This is a genomic window from Chryseoglobus sp. 28M-23, from assembly GCF_014789785.1.
GTDB lineage: Bacteria > Actinomycetota > Actinomycetes > Actinomycetales > Microbacteriaceae > Microcella > Microcella indica.
In genome coordinates this window covers 1191155-1205749 of sequence record NZ_CP061846.1, presented here as the reverse complement: position 1 = coordinate 1205749, position 14595 = coordinate 1191155, and the positions used below count along the sequence as shown (strand labels likewise).

General features: G+C 69.9%; 12 protein-coding genes. 6 read left to right on the top strand and 6 right to left on the bottom strand.

Going from position 1 to position 14595, the window contains the following annotated elements:
* The first annotated feature begins 2 nt into the window (after positions 1 to 2).
* Together IE160_RS05840 and IE160_RS05835 are read left to right on the top strand one after the other, a co-directional pair.
* Positions 3 to 437 (top strand): SufE family protein, encoded by a 435-nt coding sequence (locus IE160_RS05840; RefSeq protein ID WP_179873739.1) that lies wholly within the window; start codon positions 3 to 5, stop codon positions 435 to 437.
* Entirely contained in the window at positions 434 to 1168 is a 735-nt protein-coding gene (locus IE160_RS05835) for a dihydrofolate reductase family protein (protein ID WP_179873738.1), read from the top strand. The genes IE160_RS05840 and IE160_RS05835 overlap by 4 nt, the downstream gene beginning before the upstream one ends.
* On the opposite strand, the gene IE160_RS05830 is transcribed toward IE160_RS05835, so the two are convergent.
* Positions 1152 to 2333 carry an alpha/beta hydrolase family protein gene (locus IE160_RS05830; RefSeq protein WP_179873737.1) on the bottom strand — a complete coding sequence of 394 codons (1182 nt, stop codon included), beginning with the start codon at positions 2331 to 2333 and terminating at the stop codon, positions 1152 to 1154. The two genes, IE160_RS05835 and IE160_RS05830, sit on opposite strands and share 17 nt — an antisense overlap.
* A gap of 94 nt (positions 2334 to 2427) precedes the next feature.
* Here IE160_RS05830 and IE160_RS05825 point away from each other — a divergent pair, with 94 nt between their 5' ends.
* From IE160_RS05825 to IE160_RS05810, 4 genes are all read left to right on the top strand, one after another.
* Complete coding sequence (locus IE160_RS05825; protein WP_431356479.1) at positions 2428 to 3027, top strand: DUF3000 domain-containing protein; 600 nt, start codon at positions 2428 to 2430, stop codon at positions 3025 to 3027.
* 37 nt (positions 3028 to 3064) lie between these two features.
* The gene (locus IE160_RS05820) at positions 3065 to 4279 is read left to right on the top strand and encodes an HRDC domain-containing protein (RefSeq protein WP_431356481.1); all 1215 of its coding nucleotides are present in this window, start codon (positions 3065 to 3067) and stop codon (positions 4277 to 4279) included.
* A gap of 91 nt (positions 4280 to 4370) precedes the next feature.
* Positions 4371 to 5573 carry a thiolase family protein gene (locus tag IE160_RS05815; RefSeq protein WP_179873736.1) on the top strand — a complete coding sequence of 401 codons (1203 nt, stop codon included), beginning with the start codon at positions 4371 to 4373 and terminating at the stop codon, positions 5571 to 5573.
* On the top strand, positions 5570 to 7738 hold the full coding sequence (locus IE160_RS05810; RefSeq protein ID WP_191151904.1) for a 3-hydroxyacyl-CoA dehydrogenase NAD-binding domain-containing protein: 2169 nt from the start codon (positions 5570 to 5572) through the stop codon (positions 7736 to 7738). The genes IE160_RS05815 and IE160_RS05810 overlap by 4 nt, the downstream gene beginning before the upstream one ends.
* A gap of 22 nt (positions 7739 to 7760) precedes the next feature.
* Here IE160_RS05810 and dxs read toward each other — a convergent pair whose 3' ends face one another.
* The 5 genes from dxs to dut all read right to left on the bottom strand — a co-directional run bounded on the left by dxs (position 7761) and on the right by dut (position 14583).
* Complete coding sequence (gene dxs / locus IE160_RS05805; RefSeq protein ID WP_191151903.1) at positions 7761 to 9707, bottom strand: 1-deoxy-D-xylulose-5-phosphate synthase; 1947 nt, start codon at positions 9705 to 9707, stop codon at positions 7761 to 7763.
* Between the two features lie 97 nt (positions 9708 to 9804).
* The gene (gene acnA, locus IE160_RS05800; protein ID WP_191151902.1) at positions 9805 to 12618 is read right to left on the bottom strand and encodes an aconitate hydratase AcnA; all 2814 of its coding nucleotides are present in this window, start codon (positions 12616 to 12618) and stop codon (positions 9805 to 9807) included.
* A gap of 125 nt (positions 12619 to 12743) precedes the next feature.
* A complete protein-coding gene (locus IE160_RS05795) occupies positions 12744 to 13487 on the bottom strand; it encodes a DUF3159 domain-containing protein (protein ID WP_152582926.1) in 744 nt (247 codons plus the stop codon).
* A complete protein-coding gene (locus IE160_RS05790; RefSeq protein ID WP_152582927.1) occupies positions 13484 to 14119 on the bottom strand; it encodes a DUF3710 domain-containing protein in 636 nt (211 codons plus the stop codon). The genes IE160_RS05795 and IE160_RS05790 overlap by 4 nt, the downstream gene beginning before the upstream one ends.
* Positions 14116 to 14583, bottom strand: coding sequence for a dUTP diphosphatase (gene dut / locus IE160_RS05785; protein ID WP_191151901.1), 468 nt, complete (start codon positions 14581 to 14583; stop codon positions 14116 to 14118). The genes IE160_RS05790 and dut overlap by 4 nt, the downstream gene beginning before the upstream one ends.
* Between the last annotated feature and the right edge of the window lie 12 nt (positions 14584 to 14595).

The following is a 14595-nucleotide window of genomic DNA, read 5'->3' as shown; positions in this document are numbered from 1 at the left end:
CCGTGAGCACCGCACTTCCCGACTCCCTCGCCGAGATCCGTGACGATTTCCACGCGCTCGGGGAGAAGGACCGCCTGCAGCTTCTGCTCGAGTTCTCGAACGAGCTGCCCGAGCTGCCGCCCGAGCACCGCGACCGCACCGACCTGTTCGAGCGCGTCGAAGAGTGCCAGTCGCCGGTCTTCCTTCTCGTCGACGTGGGCGGGGGCATCGTGCACGTGCACGCGACGGCACCCGCGGAGTCACCCACCACGCGCGGCTTCGCCTCGATCCTCGTGCAGGGTCTCAGCGGACTCTCGGTCGACGCCGTGCTCGCCGTGCCCGCCGACTTTGCCTTCGACCTCGGCCTGACCTCGGCCGTGAGCCCGCTGCGGCTGCGCGGCATGACGGGCATGCTCGGGCGCATCCAGCGCCAGGTGCGCGAGAAGTCTGCGGCGTGAGCCTGCAGCGCGTCCTACCCCCGGGAGCGAGCGTCGACCCGGATGCTCCCGGCGCACGCCAAGCACTGCTGGACGACTACGAGCCTGACCCGGGCTCGTCCGTGCGCCTGAACCTCGTGACGACCCTCGACGGTCGCGCGGCCGGCAACGACGGCACCTCCGAGACGCTCACGACGCGCACCGATCGCATGATCCTCGGCGTGATCCGTCAGAGCGCGGATGCCGTGCTCGTCGGGGCGAGCACGGTGCGCACCGAGTCCCTCGGCCGCCCCCGTCGCACTCCCCTCGTCGTGCTGAGCGGGAGCGGCGACCTGACCGGCCACGGCTTCGACTCGACCACCACGCGCGAGGGCGAGCCGCGGGCCGACGTTCTCGTGGTCACGACCCCCCGCGGCGCCGAGCGTGCGCGGCGCACCCTGGCCACGACTCCTCACGATGTGCTCGTCTTGGAGGGAGACGACTCGGGCCCGCTCCCCCTCGAGACCGTATTCGCCGCTCTGCGCGAGCGCGGCCTGCACCGCATCGTCGCGGAGGGCGGACCCGCGCTCGCCTCGAGCCTGCTCGCCGAGCACCTCGTGGACGAGCTTTGCCTCACGGTCGTTCCGAGGATCGCGGGGACGGGCATCCCGATCATCGATGCCGCCGTCTCCCTGCACGCGACGCCCCGCCTCCTGCTCGTCGACGAGGCCGGCGTGCTCTACGGGCGCTGGGGCCTCAGCCCAGAGCGCTGACCCACGCGCGGATGGCGCGCTCCCATCGCCGCGAGTCGTAGTTCCACAGCCGCGTGTGCCGCGCCATGATGAACCGTTCGAGGCGCACGATGTCGGGCCGTGCGCGGGCGAGGGCGAGGCTGCCGTCGATCGGCACGAACGTGTCGCCGTCGCTGTGGAGGATGAGCGTCGGCGTGCGCAGCTCGCTCGCGCGCTCCACGAGGTCGAGCCTGTCGAAGTCGATGGCCTCCGATCGTCCCGCCCAGCCGGAAGCCCACTCGCTGCCGAGCACGCCGAGCGCGACGGAGCGCACGGAGTCGGGCAGGCCCTGCTGCGCCGCCTGCGCGTGCAGCACGCGGATCCAGTCGACCACGGGCGATTCGAGGATGATCCCCTCGACCGCGCTCGACAGCTCCGATCGCGTGACGAACTGCAGCGTCGACGCTCCCCCCATCGACCACCCCATGACGAGGATGCGCTGCGCTCCCTGCTCACGGGCGAACAGCACGGCGGCCTCGAGATCGCGCCACTCGGAGTCGCCGAGAGAGTAGCGACCATCATGGCTGGCGGGCGCCTCGCCATCGTTGCGGTAGCTGATGAGGAGACTCGTGAAGCCGAGCTCGTGGAAGACGGGCACGGCGCGCAGCGGCTCCGAGCGCGTGACCCCGCGCCCGTGCATCTGGATCACCCATCGCGAGCGCCCTACGCCCTGCTCGGCCGCGTCGGGCGCGGGAAAGCGCCACGCTGGCGCCGGGCCGAGCTCGGTCGGCACGGACGCCTCCACGAAGGGCAGGCCGAGCTCCTCCGGTTGCAGGTAGTACCAGCCGCTCCAGCGCCCTCTGGTCGCCTCGCCCAGCGTGCCGTGCACGACGCTCTCGAGGCGGCGCACGACCGCGTGGTCATCCGCGCTCAGCACCGTGCCGACGCGCAGATAGCCGGCGTCGCGCGAGAACCACATGCCGTACCGGCCGGGCACGACCGTCTCGGGCGTCGGCGCGAGGGTCAGAGTGCCCGCCCGCTCGTCCACCGCGAGGATGCGCACGTCTTCCTCGCGCACCGTCGGGGGCGTCACCACACGACGCGCGACGGAGACGGCCAGGGCGACCGCGGCGGCGCCCGTGACGGCGAGGCCGACGGCGGCGATCGCGAGGGATGCCCGTGCCCACGATCCCCGCAGGCTCGACATCAGCACTCCTCCACGATCGGAGTGGGGGCGGCGCGGCGCGGCAGAACGGCGAGTCTCACGCCGTCAACCTAGCAAGAGCGCCTAGTCTGCACTCGTGCCTCCCGCCACGACCTCCGCTCCGACGCCGGGAGCGATCTTCGACTCGCTCGTCGCCTCGATCGACCGGTCGTCGCTGCGCGACGAGCTCGACGTGCGCGACATTCCCGCGCCGACGGGTCTCGCTCCCTACTCGATCGCTTTCGCAGCTGACGTGAATCCCGCCCGGCACGCTGACGACTCCGACCTCGGCACCGGGCGCATCGTGATCCTGTACGACCCTGAGGAGCCGGAGGGCTGGGGCGGGCCGGTGCGCGTCGTGGCCTTCGCCCAGGCTCCCCTGGAGACCGAGATCGGCCTCGACCCGTTCGTCGCGGATGTCGCGTGGTCCTGGCTCGTGGACGCACTGGGCGCGCGCGGGGCCGCCTACACCGCCATCAGCGGCACGGCCACGAAGGTGCTCTCGACCGGGTACGGCGAGCTCGCCGAGCAGGGCAGCGGCGCGCAGCTCGAGCTGCGCGCGAGCTGGAGCCCCCTGGACACCGATCTGCGGCCGCACGTCGAGGGCTGGGCGGAGCTGCTGTGCATGGTCGCTGGCTACCCGCCGGCGCCCGAGGGTGTGGCGGTGCTGCCGCCGAGACGGGCACCGCGTGACTGAGCAGGAGGACGCGCCGCCCGAGCAGGAGACCGCGCCGCTGCCGCGCGCGACGCCGGCGTCGAGCCCGCGCGTGATCGACTCTCGGGAGGACTACCTCGCCGCCGTCGACCGACTGCGCGCAGCCTCGGGCCCCGTCGCCGTGGACGCGGAGCGGGCGAGCGGGTTCCGCTACTCCCAGCGCGCGTACCTCATCCAGGTCTTCCGGCGCGGCACGGAGGCCATGCTCTTCGATCCGCCCGCGATCGGCTCCTTCGCCGAGCTGCAGGACGCGATCGGTCACGAGGAGTGGGTGCTGCACGCCGCGAGCCAGGACCTCCCGTGCCTGCGCGAACTGGGTCTCGAACCTCACGAGATCTTCGACACCGAGCTGGGCGCCCGCCTCGCGGGGTACCCGCGTGTAGGGCTCGGAGCGATCGTCGAGGAGACCCTCGGTCTGCACCTCGCGAAGGAGCACTCGGCCGCCGACTGGTCCACGCGTCCCCTTCCCGCCTCGTGGCTCACCTACGCCGCGCTCGATGTCGAGCTGCTGCTCGACGTACGCGACGTCATCGAGACGCGCCTCGCCGAGCAGGGCAAGATGGTGCTCGCGCAGGAGGAGTTCACCGCCGTTCTCGAGCGGGAGGCGCCAGAACCGCGCGCCGAGCCCTGGCGCCGCCTCTCCGGCCTGCACTCGGTGCGCGGTCAGCGGGGGCTCGCGGTCGCTCGAGAGCTCTGGCGCGCACGCGACGAGTATGCGCAGGAGGTCGACACGGCTCCGGGTCGTCTCCTGCCGGACTCCTCGATCGTGACGGCGGCGAAGGCGACGCTCGCCTCGAAGGGCGAGCTCGCGAGCCTCTCGGGCTTCCACGGCCGTGCCAGCCGATCGCAGCTCGATCGCTGGTGGGCGGCGATCGCCACGGGTCTGGCGACCGACGATCTGCCCGCCCTGCGCGTGCGGGATGACTCGCTACCGCCCCCGCGCGCCTGGAGCGACCGCAACCCCGAGGCGGATGCCCGGCTCAAGGCCGCGCGACAGGCCCTCACCTCCGTCGCCGAGGAGTACCAGCTGCCCCTCGAGAACCTCCTCACGCCCGATCACGTGCGCCGCCTGGCCTGGTCGCCGCCCGGCGACGCGGGCGAGCGCGCCCTCGCCGAGCGGCTTGAGGAGCTGGGCGCGCGGCCCTGGCAGATTGCCGCGACTGCACAGCCGATCGCCCAAGCCTTTGTGGATGCCCACCAAGCCCTCGCCGAGGCGCCCGCGGAGGATTCGTAGGAAGACGCAGGCGATGTGAGCGCCCCCAGCCGCTCTCCCTAGGCTGGGCGCAGACATTCGATCGAGCACCACCATCGCACTGGGAGGCACTGTGGCCAAGCGAGCCGACGTTGTATTCGTGGACGGGGTGCGCACCCCGTTCGGTCGCGCGGGCGAGAAGGGAATGTACTGGGGCACCCGAGCTGATGACCTCATCGTCAAGGCGATGATCGGGCTGCTCGAGCGCAACCCCTCCCTGCCGAAGGAGCGCGTCGACGACGTGGCGATCGCCGCGACGACGCAGCAGGGCGATCAGGGCCTCACGCTCGGTCGCACGGCCGCGATCCTTGCGGGGCTGCCGCTCTCCGTTCCCGGCTTCGCGATCGACCGCATGTGCGCGGGGGCGATGACGTCGGTCACGACCACCGCAGGCGGCATCGCTTTCGGCGCGTACGACGTCGCGATCGCCGGCGGTGTGGAGCACATGGGCAGGCACCCGATGGGGCTCGGCGCTGACCCGAACCCGCGCTTCCTCGCCGAGAAGCTCGTGAGCGCCGATGCTCTCAACATGGGCATCACCGCGGAGCGCCTGCACGACCGCTTCCCCTCGCTCACCAAGGAGCGCTCCGACCGCTACGGGATGCGCAGCCAGCAGAAGGTGGCGGCCGCCTACGAGGCGGGCAAGATCCAGCCGGACCTCATCCCCGTCGCCCTGCGCAGCGAGAGCGGCTACGGTCTCGCGACGATGGACGAGGGCCTGCGGCCGGAGACGACCATGGAGGGTCTCGCGGGTCTCAAGACGCCCTTCCGCCCGCACGGTCGTGTCACCGCGGGCAACGCCTCGCCTCTCACGGACGGCGCCACCGTGAGCATGCTCGCGAGTGCCGATGCGGCCAAAGAGCTCGGGCTCTCGACCAAGATGCGCCTCGTGAGCTTCGCCTTCGCGGGCGTCGCCCCCGAGGTCATGGGCATCGGCCCCATCCCCTCGACCGAGAAGGCGCTCGCCAAGGCCGGGCTGTCGATCGACGACATCGGACTGTTCGAGCTCAATGAGGCCTTCGCGGTCCAGGTACTGAGCTTCCTCGATCACTTCGGCGTCGACGACGAGGACCCCCGCGTCAACCCCTGGGGCGGTGCCATCGCCTTCGGCCACCCGCTCGCCAGCTCGGGTGTGCGCCTCATGATCCAGCTCGCTCGCCAGTTCGAAGAGCACCCCGAGGTGCAGTACGGCCTCACGGCCATGTGCGTCGGCCTCGGCCAGGGCGGCACCGTCATCTGGGAGAACCCGCACTACACCGGAAAGAAGAAGAAGTGACTCCGTCTGCACCTGCGACCAGCCAGTACTCCGCCGACCAGTTCACCGAGCTCCTCGCCCTGAGCGACGACGAGGTCGTCACGCACTCCTACGTGCACGACGTCCCGCTGCCCAGCGGAGGCACTCTCGCCCTCGTGACGCTCGACAACGGCCGCGACCACACGCGCCCCAGCACCCTGGGGCCGCTGGGTCTCCTCGAGCTCGCGCGCGTGCTCGACGAGCAGAAGTCGCGCGGCGCCGCCGGCGAGATTCAGGGCCTCGCCATCACGGGCAAGCCCTTCATCCTCGCCGCGGGCGCCGACCTCTCGAAGGTCGGCGACATCCCGAACCACGGTGCGGGGCGCCAGATGGCCCAGCTGGGCCACTACGCGCTCGGCAAGCTGGGCGAGCTGGGCATCCCGTCGTTCTGCTTCATCAACGGGCTCGCCCTCGGTGGCGGCGTGGAGATCGCGCTCAACGCCGACTACCGCACGCTCGACTCGAGCGCGGCGGCTCTCGCCCTGCCCGAGGTGTTCCTCGGCATCATCCCCGGTTGGGGAGGCGCCTGGCTGCTGCCCAACCTCATCGGCATCGAGAACGCGCTCAAGGTCGTCGTCGAGAACCCGCTCAAGAACAACCGGACGCTCAAGCCTGCCGAAGCCTTCGAGCTCGGCATGGCGGATGTCATGTTCGGTCCGGCGACCTTCCTCGAGGACTCGGTCCGCTGGGCGGACGGCGTCATCACGGGCGCGACGAAGGTCAAGCGCAAGAACGCCCCAGGCAAGATCGAGCGCACCGTCAAGTGGGATGCCGCGATCGGCATCGCGCGATCGATGCTCGAGAAGCGCATCGGCACGGTCGCTCGCTCCCCCTATGTCGCTCTCGACCTGCTCAAGGCCGCCAAGAACACCGACAAGGCGACAGGCTTTGCGGCCGAGGACGAGGCCCTCGCCGATCTTGTCTCCGGCGACCAGTTCCGCGCCTCGATCTACGCGTTCAATCTCGTTCAGAAGCGCGCCAAGAAGCCCGCTGGCGCTCCTGACAAGGAGCTCGCGAAGCCCATCGCCAAGGTCGGGGTGCTCGGTGCCGGTCTCATGGCCAGCCAGTTCGCCCTGCTCTTCGTGCGCAGGCTCCAGGTGCCCGTCGTCATCACCGACCTCGACCAGGAGCGCGTCGACAAGGGCCTCGACTACATTCGCGGCGAGATCTCCACGCTCGAGCAGAAGGGGCGCATCGACGGCGACGAGGCCAACCGACTGCGGGCGCTCGTCACGGGCACGATCGACAAGAAGGACTTCGCCGACTGCGACTGGGTCATCGAGGCCGTCTTCGAAGAGCTCACGATCAAGCAGGACCTCTTCGAGGAGATCGAAGCGATCGTCTCCCCCGAGGCGATCCTCGCCACCAACACGTCCTCGCTCTCGGTCGAGAGGATCGGGGAGAAGCTGCAGCACCCCGAGCGTCTCGTGGGCTTCCACTTCTTCAATCCCGTGGCGGTCATGCCGCTCATCGAGGTCGTCAACGCTCCTCGCACGGACGACGCAAGCCTCGCCACCGCGATGGCCGTCGCGGCGAAGCTGCGCAAGAACGCCGTCATCACCGCCGACTCCCCCGGCTTCGTCGTGAACCGCGTGCTCGCCAAGCTGCTCGGCGAAGCCATGCACGCCGTCGAGATCGGCACGCCCTTCGAGACCGTCGTCGAGGCGCAGCGCCACTTCGGGCTCCCCATGGACCCGTTCGTGCTGCTCGACCTCGTGGGGCTCAAGGTCGGCGCCCACGTGCTCGACACCCACCACGGCGCGTTCCCCGAGCGGTTCTTCGAGTCGCGCGCGCTCCACGAGCTCGCCGATGCGGGAGTGCTGCTGGAGAAGGACGCCAAGGGCAACGCGAAGGGCATCGACAAGAAGGCGATCGCGATCGTGGCGAAGCATCGCCCGAAGGACGCGACGCCGTGGACGCTCGAGGAGCTCACGCAGCGTCTCGAGGACGGCCTCGCCGACGAGATCCACCGCATGCTCGAGGATGACGTCGTCGCCGCGCCAGAGGACATCGACCTGTGCATGATCCTCGGCGCCGGGTGGCCGTTCCAGATGGGCGGCATCACGCCGTTCCTCGACCGGGTCGGCGCCTCCGAGCGCGCGTTCGGAGACACCTTCCATCACCCGCCGATCCGCGGAGTGCGCTAGCGGCGAGGAGGGCGGGCGCCGCTCAGCGCGAGCGCTCGTCCTCGTCGACGGAGATCGAGGCGTCCTCCGGCAGCGGGCGCGCCACCGGGATGCGCGTGCCCAGCACCTGAGCGACCAGATCGCGTGCGATCGCCTGAGAGGAGAGGCCGACGCGCTCGAGGATCTCGTCGCGGCTCGCGTGCTCCAGGAACTCGTCGGGCAGCCCCAGCTCGTCGACGGCCGTGTCCACTCCCGCGGCGCGCAGCTCCTGACGAATGCGGGTACCGATGCCGCCCACGCGCACGCCGTCCTCGATGCTCACGACGATGCGGTGCTCCCTCGCGAAGTCGATGATGCTCGACGCGACGGGCACGACCCACCGCGGGTCGACGACGGTCGCGCCGATGCCCTGGTCTGCGAGGCGCTCGGCGACCTCGAGACCCATCTTGGCCATGGGGCCGACGGTGATGATGAGCACGTCCTTATGGGGGGCCTCCCGCAGCACGTCGACGCCGTCGCTCGTGCGGCGAACCGCCTCGAACTCGGTGCCGACCGATCCCTTCGAGAAGCGCAGCACGGTCGGAGCATCGTCGACGGCGACCGCCTCGGCCAGCTCTTCGCGCAAGCGCGCCGCATCCCGCGGGGCGGCGAGGCGGATACCCGGCACGACCTGCAGGATCGCGAGGTCCCACATGCCGTGGTGACTGGCGCCGTCCGGCCCCGTCACTCCAGCGCGATCCAGCACGAACGTCACCCCCGCGCGGTGCAGAGCCACATCCATGAGCACCTGGTCGAAGGCGCGGTTGATGAAGGTCGCGTAGAGCGCGACGACCGGGTGCATCCCGCCGTAGGCGAGTCCCGCGGCGGAGGTCACGGCGTGCTGCTCGGCGATGCCGACGTCGATGATGCGATCAGGGTGCTTCTCGGCGAGCTTGTGCAGACCCGTCGGGCGGAGCATCGCCGCCGTGATGCCCACGATGCGCCGGTCGCGGTCAGCGAGACTCACGATCTCGTCCGCGAAGACGGACGTCCACGATGGCTTGCTCGTCGACTCCACGGGCTCCCCCGTCTCGGGGTCGATCTGCCCCACGGCGTGGAACTGGTCGGCGACGTCGGCGAGGGCCGGCTCATATCCCTTGCCCTTCTGCGTGATCGCGTGCACGATCACGGGCGCCTCGTACTCCTTGGCCTGGCGCAGCGCGCGCTCCATGTCGCCCAGGTCGTGCCCGTCGACCGGGCCGATGTACTTGATGTCGAGGTTGCTGTACAGCGACTCGTTGTTGCTCACGCGCGAGAGGAAGCCGTGCAGGCCGCCGCGCACGCCGCGATAGACGGCGCGGCCCGGAGCGCCGAGGTACCCGAAGGCGCGCTCGGTGCTGCGGCGGAAGCGGTAGTACGAGCGCCGCGTGCGCACGTCAGAGAGGAAGCGCGCCATCCCGCCGATGGTCGGGGCGTAGGAGCGGCCGTTGTCGTTGACGACGATCACGAGGTTGCGGATGTTGTCGTCCGAGATGTTGTTGAGGGCCTCCCACGTCATGCCGCCCGTCAGCGAGCCGTCGCCCACGACCGCGACGACGTGCCGATCGCCCTGACCGGTCATCGAGAACGCGCGTGAAATACCATCGGCCCAGCTCAGCGAGCTCGACGCGTGCGAGCTCTCGACGATGTCGTGCTCCGACTCGGCCCGCTGCGGATACCCCGCCAGGCCACCCTTCATGCGCAGTCGACTGAAGTCTTGTCGCCCGGTGAGAAGCTTGTGCACGTACGACTGATGGCCCGTGTCCCAGACAATCGCGTCGCGTGGCGAATCGAACACGCGGTGGATGCCGATCGTGAGCTCGACGACTCCGAGGTTCGGGCCCAGGTGCCCACCCGTCTTCGACACCTCGGCGACCAGGAACCGCCGGATCTCCTCGGCGAGCTCCACGAGCTCGGCGGGAGTCAGACGGTCAAGATCGCGGGGGCCGTGAACGGACTCGAGTAGTGCCATTACGTCACTCTACGCGAGGGCGCACGGGCCATGGCTGAACACCCCATGGGTGTTCAGCACGCCCCGGAGCGCCCCCGAGCGACTGCCCTCGGCATGCTCAGACGAGCGAGCGCAGCACGTACTGGAGGATGCCCCCGTTGCGGTAGTAGTCCGCCTCGCCGGGCGTGTCGATGCGCACGACCGCATCGAACTCCACGGTGTCCTTGCCCTGCGCGGAGTGCTCGCTCGGCGTCGCGACGACGTGCACCGTGCGGGGCGTACGGCCCTCGTTGAGCTCCTCGATGCCCGAGATCGCGATGACCTCGGTGCCGTCGAGTCCGAGCGACTCGGCGGTCTCGCCCGCGGGGAACTGCAGAGGGATCACACCCATGCCGATGAGGTTCGACCGGTGGATGCGCTCGAAGCTCTCGGCGATCACGGCGCTCACGCCCAGCAGGCTCGTGCCCTTGGCTGCCCAGTCGCGGCTCGAGCCCGAGCCGTACTCCTTGCCGGCGAGGATGACGAGAGGAATCGACGCGGCCTGGTAGTTCTCGCTCGCGTCGTAGATGAACGCCTGCGGAGCATCCGGCTTCGTGAAGTCCCTCGTGAAGCCGCCTTCGACACCATCCAGCAGCTGGTTGCGGAGGCGGATGTTCGCGAACGTGCCGCGGATCATGACCTCGTGGTTGCCGCGGCGAGAACCGTAGGAGTTGAAGTCCTTGCGGTCGACGCCGTGCTCCGTGAGGTAGCGGCCCGCAGGCGAATCGGCCTTGATCGATCCGGCAGGACTGATGTGGTCCGTCGTCACCGAGTCGCCGAGCCTCGCGAGCACGCGGGCGCCCGCGATATCGGAGACGGGCGTCGTCTCGAGCGTGAGCCCCTCGAAGTACGGGGGCTTGCGCACGTACGTCGAGTCGGCATCCCACTCGAAGGTCGCGCCGTCGGGCGTGGGCAGCGACTTCCAGCGCTCATCGCCCTCGAAGACCGAGGCGTACTGGTGGGTGAACATGCTCGTGTCGATCGAGGAGTCGATCGTCGACTGCACCTCGCTCGCCTCGGGCCAGATGTCGCGCAGGTAGACGTCGTTGCCCTCCTGGTCCTGCCCGAGCGGGTCGCTCTCGAAGTCGAAGTTCATCGACCCGGCCAGCGCGTAGGCGATGACGAGGGGCGGGCTCGCGAGGTAGTTCATCTTCACGTCGGGGTTGATGCGCCCCTCGAAGTTGCGGTTGCCCGACAGCACGGCCGTGACCGCGAGGTCCTTCTCGGCGATCGCCGCCGAGATCTCGTCGGCGAGAGGGCCAGAGTTGCCGATGCAGGTCGTGCAGCCGTAGCCGACCGTGTAGAAGCCGAGCGCCTCGAGATCGTCGGTGAGACCCGCCTTCTCGTAGTAGTCGGTCACGACCTTGGAGCCGGGAGCGAGCGTCGTCTTGACCCAGGGCTTCGCCGTAAGGCCCTTGCGCGCCGCGTTGCGAGCCAGGAGGCCGGCCGCGAGCATGACCGAGGGGTTCGAGGTGTTGGTGCACGACGTGATCGCCGCGATCGTCACGGCACCGTGGTCGAGCGTGAACTCCTTGCCGTCGACCGTGACGTCGATCGGGTTCGACGCGGCGCGCGGGGCCTGCGAGCGGTGGCGGTGATCGATGCGGTGCGCCGACTCCTCGTCGTCAGGGGTGAAGCCCACGGGGTCGGAGGCCGGGAAGGTGCCCTCCACGGCGGCGTCGACACCGGAGTGGTCGGTCGAGGTGTACTCGCCGAGCACCGTCTCGAAGGCGGTCTGCGCGTTCGTCAGCTCGATGCGGTCCTGCGGGCGCTTGGGTCCCGCGATCGAGGGGACGACCGTGCTGAGGTCGAGCTCGATGTACTCGCTGAAGACGGGCTCGACGCTCGGGTCGTGCCACATCGTCTGCATGCGCGAGTAGGCCTCGACGAGCGCGACCTGGCTCTCGGAGCGGCCGGTGAGGCGCAGGTAGTCCAGCGTCACCTCGTCGACCGGGAACATTGCCGCGGTCGACCCGAACTCGGGGCTCATGTTGCCGATGGTCGCGCGATTCGCGAGCGGAACCTGGGCGACACCGTCGCCGTAGAACTCCACGAACTTGCCGACGACACCGTGCTTGCGCAGCATCTCGGTGATCGTCAGCACGACATCGGTCGCGGTGACGCCCGTCGGGATCGATCCCGTGAGCTTGAAGCCCACGACCTTGGGAATGAGCATCGACACGGGCTGGCCCAACATCGCCGCCTCGGCTTCGATGCCGCCCACTCCCCAGCCGAGCACGCCGAGCCCGTTGACCATCGTCGTGTGCGAGTCGGTGCCCACGCACGTGTCGGGGTAGGCGCGCAGCGCACCGTCGACCTCGCGCGTGTACGTGACGTTGGCGAGGTGCTCGATGTTGACCTGGTGAACGATGCCCGTGCCGGGCGGCACGACCTTGAAGTCGTCGAACGCGGTCTGGCCCCAGCGCAGGAACTGGTAGCGCTCGCCGTTGCGCTCGTACTCGATCTCGACGTTGCGCTCCAGGGCGTCCTCAGTGCCGAAGAGGTCGGCGATGACGGAGTGATCGATGACGAGCTCTGCAGGCGCGAGCGGGTTGATCTTGTGCGGGTCGCCCCCGAGCTCTGCGACCGCCTCTCGCATGGTCGCGAGGTCGACGATGCAGGGCACGCCCGTGAAGTCCTGCATGACCACGCGGGCGGGCGTGAACTGAATCTCGGTGTCGGGCTCGGCGGTCGGCTGCCAGGCACCGAGCGCTCGGATCTGCTGATCGGTGACGTTCTTGCCGTCCTCGGTGCGCAGCAGGTTCTCGAGCAGCACCTTGAGGCTGAAGGGAAGCTTCTCGTAGCCGGGAACCTTGTCGATGCGGAACACCTGGTACTCGGTACCGGCCACGTCGAGGGTGTCGAGGGCGTCGAAACTGTTCACTGCAGACACGTCAGGTCTCCTTACACGAAATGGTAGCGACGCCAATGCCCACGGCGTCGCGTCCAGCACGCCGCCAGCCTAGTCGCCGCGCCGCACTGCGCTATTTATCTTGATGTCGAGATAAAAAGACACTATCACTCGGGCGCGGCATCGCCTGCCGGCGCCGTCGAGGCGGCACCGCGCGCATACACGGCACGCACCATGAGCCACGTGACCCACAGGACTGCGGCGTAGAGCGGCAAGCCCATGAGCAGCTTCGTCGCCGCCAGGGCGGCCGCCTGCTCCGCCACGTAGAAGGGAACCTGCACGCCGAGCCGGAGGACGAACATCCCGACCCACAGCCAGGTCGCGACCGTGAGGACGGTGCGCTTCGCCGGGTCCGCCCGCCACTCGGCATCACCGGTGAGCAGCGCCGTGATGACGCCGATGAGGGGTCGACGGACGAGAAGGCTCACGAGCAGCGCGGCGAGCCACACGCCGTTGATCACGAAGCCGAGAAGGAAGTTCTCCTCCGCCCGACCCGTCCACAGGGCGAGACCGGCCGACAGACCGATGCCCACGAGCCCGATGACGGCGGGGGCGATCGGCGAGCGCGTGAGCGCGCGCACCAGCACGAAGACGACCGCAATGCCGAGCGGCACGAGCACCGAGGGCGCGACCTCCTGCGTGATCGTGAACACGATGAGGAAGAGGAAGCCGGGCAGAAGCGACTCGATGAGGCCCCGCACACCGCCCACGGCGCCCCACAGAGCGTGCGCGGTGGGGCGCTCACCAGGCTCGACGCGGCCGAAACCCGAGCGGCGCGCCGCCTCGGTCAGGGCGGCGCGGACATCCGGATCCGCAGGCTCGTCGCGCGACGGGGTCGAAGCGTCGCTCACGAGCCGACTGTCGGCGCTGACGGCGCGCCCGGAGCCGTCGCCCCCTGGGGGACGTGGAGGGGAATCAGGTCGCGCGGCGGCATCGGTGTTGTCCCTCGCACGACGACGATGCTGCGGAAGACATCGTCGATCGCCTCGGCGGCGGCGGCATCAGCCGCGCCCTGCCCCGCGACGACCCCGCGCAGGAACCAGCGCGGGCCGTCGACCCCGATGAAGCGCGCGAGGCGGGTCGTGCCGCTCTCGCCTCCAGCGACGGGAATGCGTGCGACGAGCTCGGGGCCGAAAGCGCCCTCGCGCTCGGTCACCTCACCGCCCTGCGACCGCACCTGCTCGGCGATCTGCGCCCTGATCTCGTGCCACAGACCGCTCGACCGCGGCGCGGCGAACGGCTGCACCTGCAGGGTCGAACCGCTGTAGTCGATGCTCACCGCCACGACGCGCTTGCTGGACTCGTCGACCTCCAGGCGCAGCTGCAGATCGGTGCGCGGTACGAGCTTCACGCCGCCGAGATCGACGTAGGGCCGCACCGCGTTGGCCTCGCTCTCGTCGAGAGGGCCGGACTCGGCCCGGTCGGCCGGGGCGGACTTCGCGTCGTCGGGCAGCGGCCCGTCGGCGAGCAGGGGATCGGTCACGCGGAGGCTCCTTCGGTCGATTCCAGCCCCTCACCGTAGCCGGTTGAGCCGAATCCGCGCTGACCACGATGCGAACCGGGAAGAGACTCCACGGGAACGAAGCGCGCCCGCACGACGGGCCAGACGATGAGTTGCGCGATGCGGTCGCCGACCGCGATCGAGTAGCTCTCGCGCGCGTCCGTGTTGAGAAGGGTGACGCGCAGCTCGCCCCGGTAGCCGGCATCGACGGTGCCGGGCGAGTTGACGATCGTGATGCCGTGCTTCGAGGCGAGGCCGCTGCGCGGCACGACGAAGGCGGCGAAGCCGTCGGGGAGCGCGATCGCGCACCCTGTTCCGATCGTCGCGCGCTCGCCGGGTTCGAGCACGACCGCCTCCGCTGCGCAGAGGTCGGCCCCGGCGTCACCGGGGTGAGCGTAGGCGGGGAGCGGTGAACCAGTCAGCAGCACATCGGTGGTAGCGGGCACGCCGTCGAGGCT

Coding starts and splice junctions, on each gene's coding strand:
- dxs (WP_191151903.1), bottom strand. CDS start 9,707: ATGGCACTACTCGAGTCCGTTCACGGCCCCCGCGATCTTGACCGTCTG.
- IE160_RS05830 (WP_179873737.1), bottom strand. CDS start 2,333: ATGTCGAGCCTGCGGGGATCGTGGGCACGGGCATCCCTCGCGATCGCC.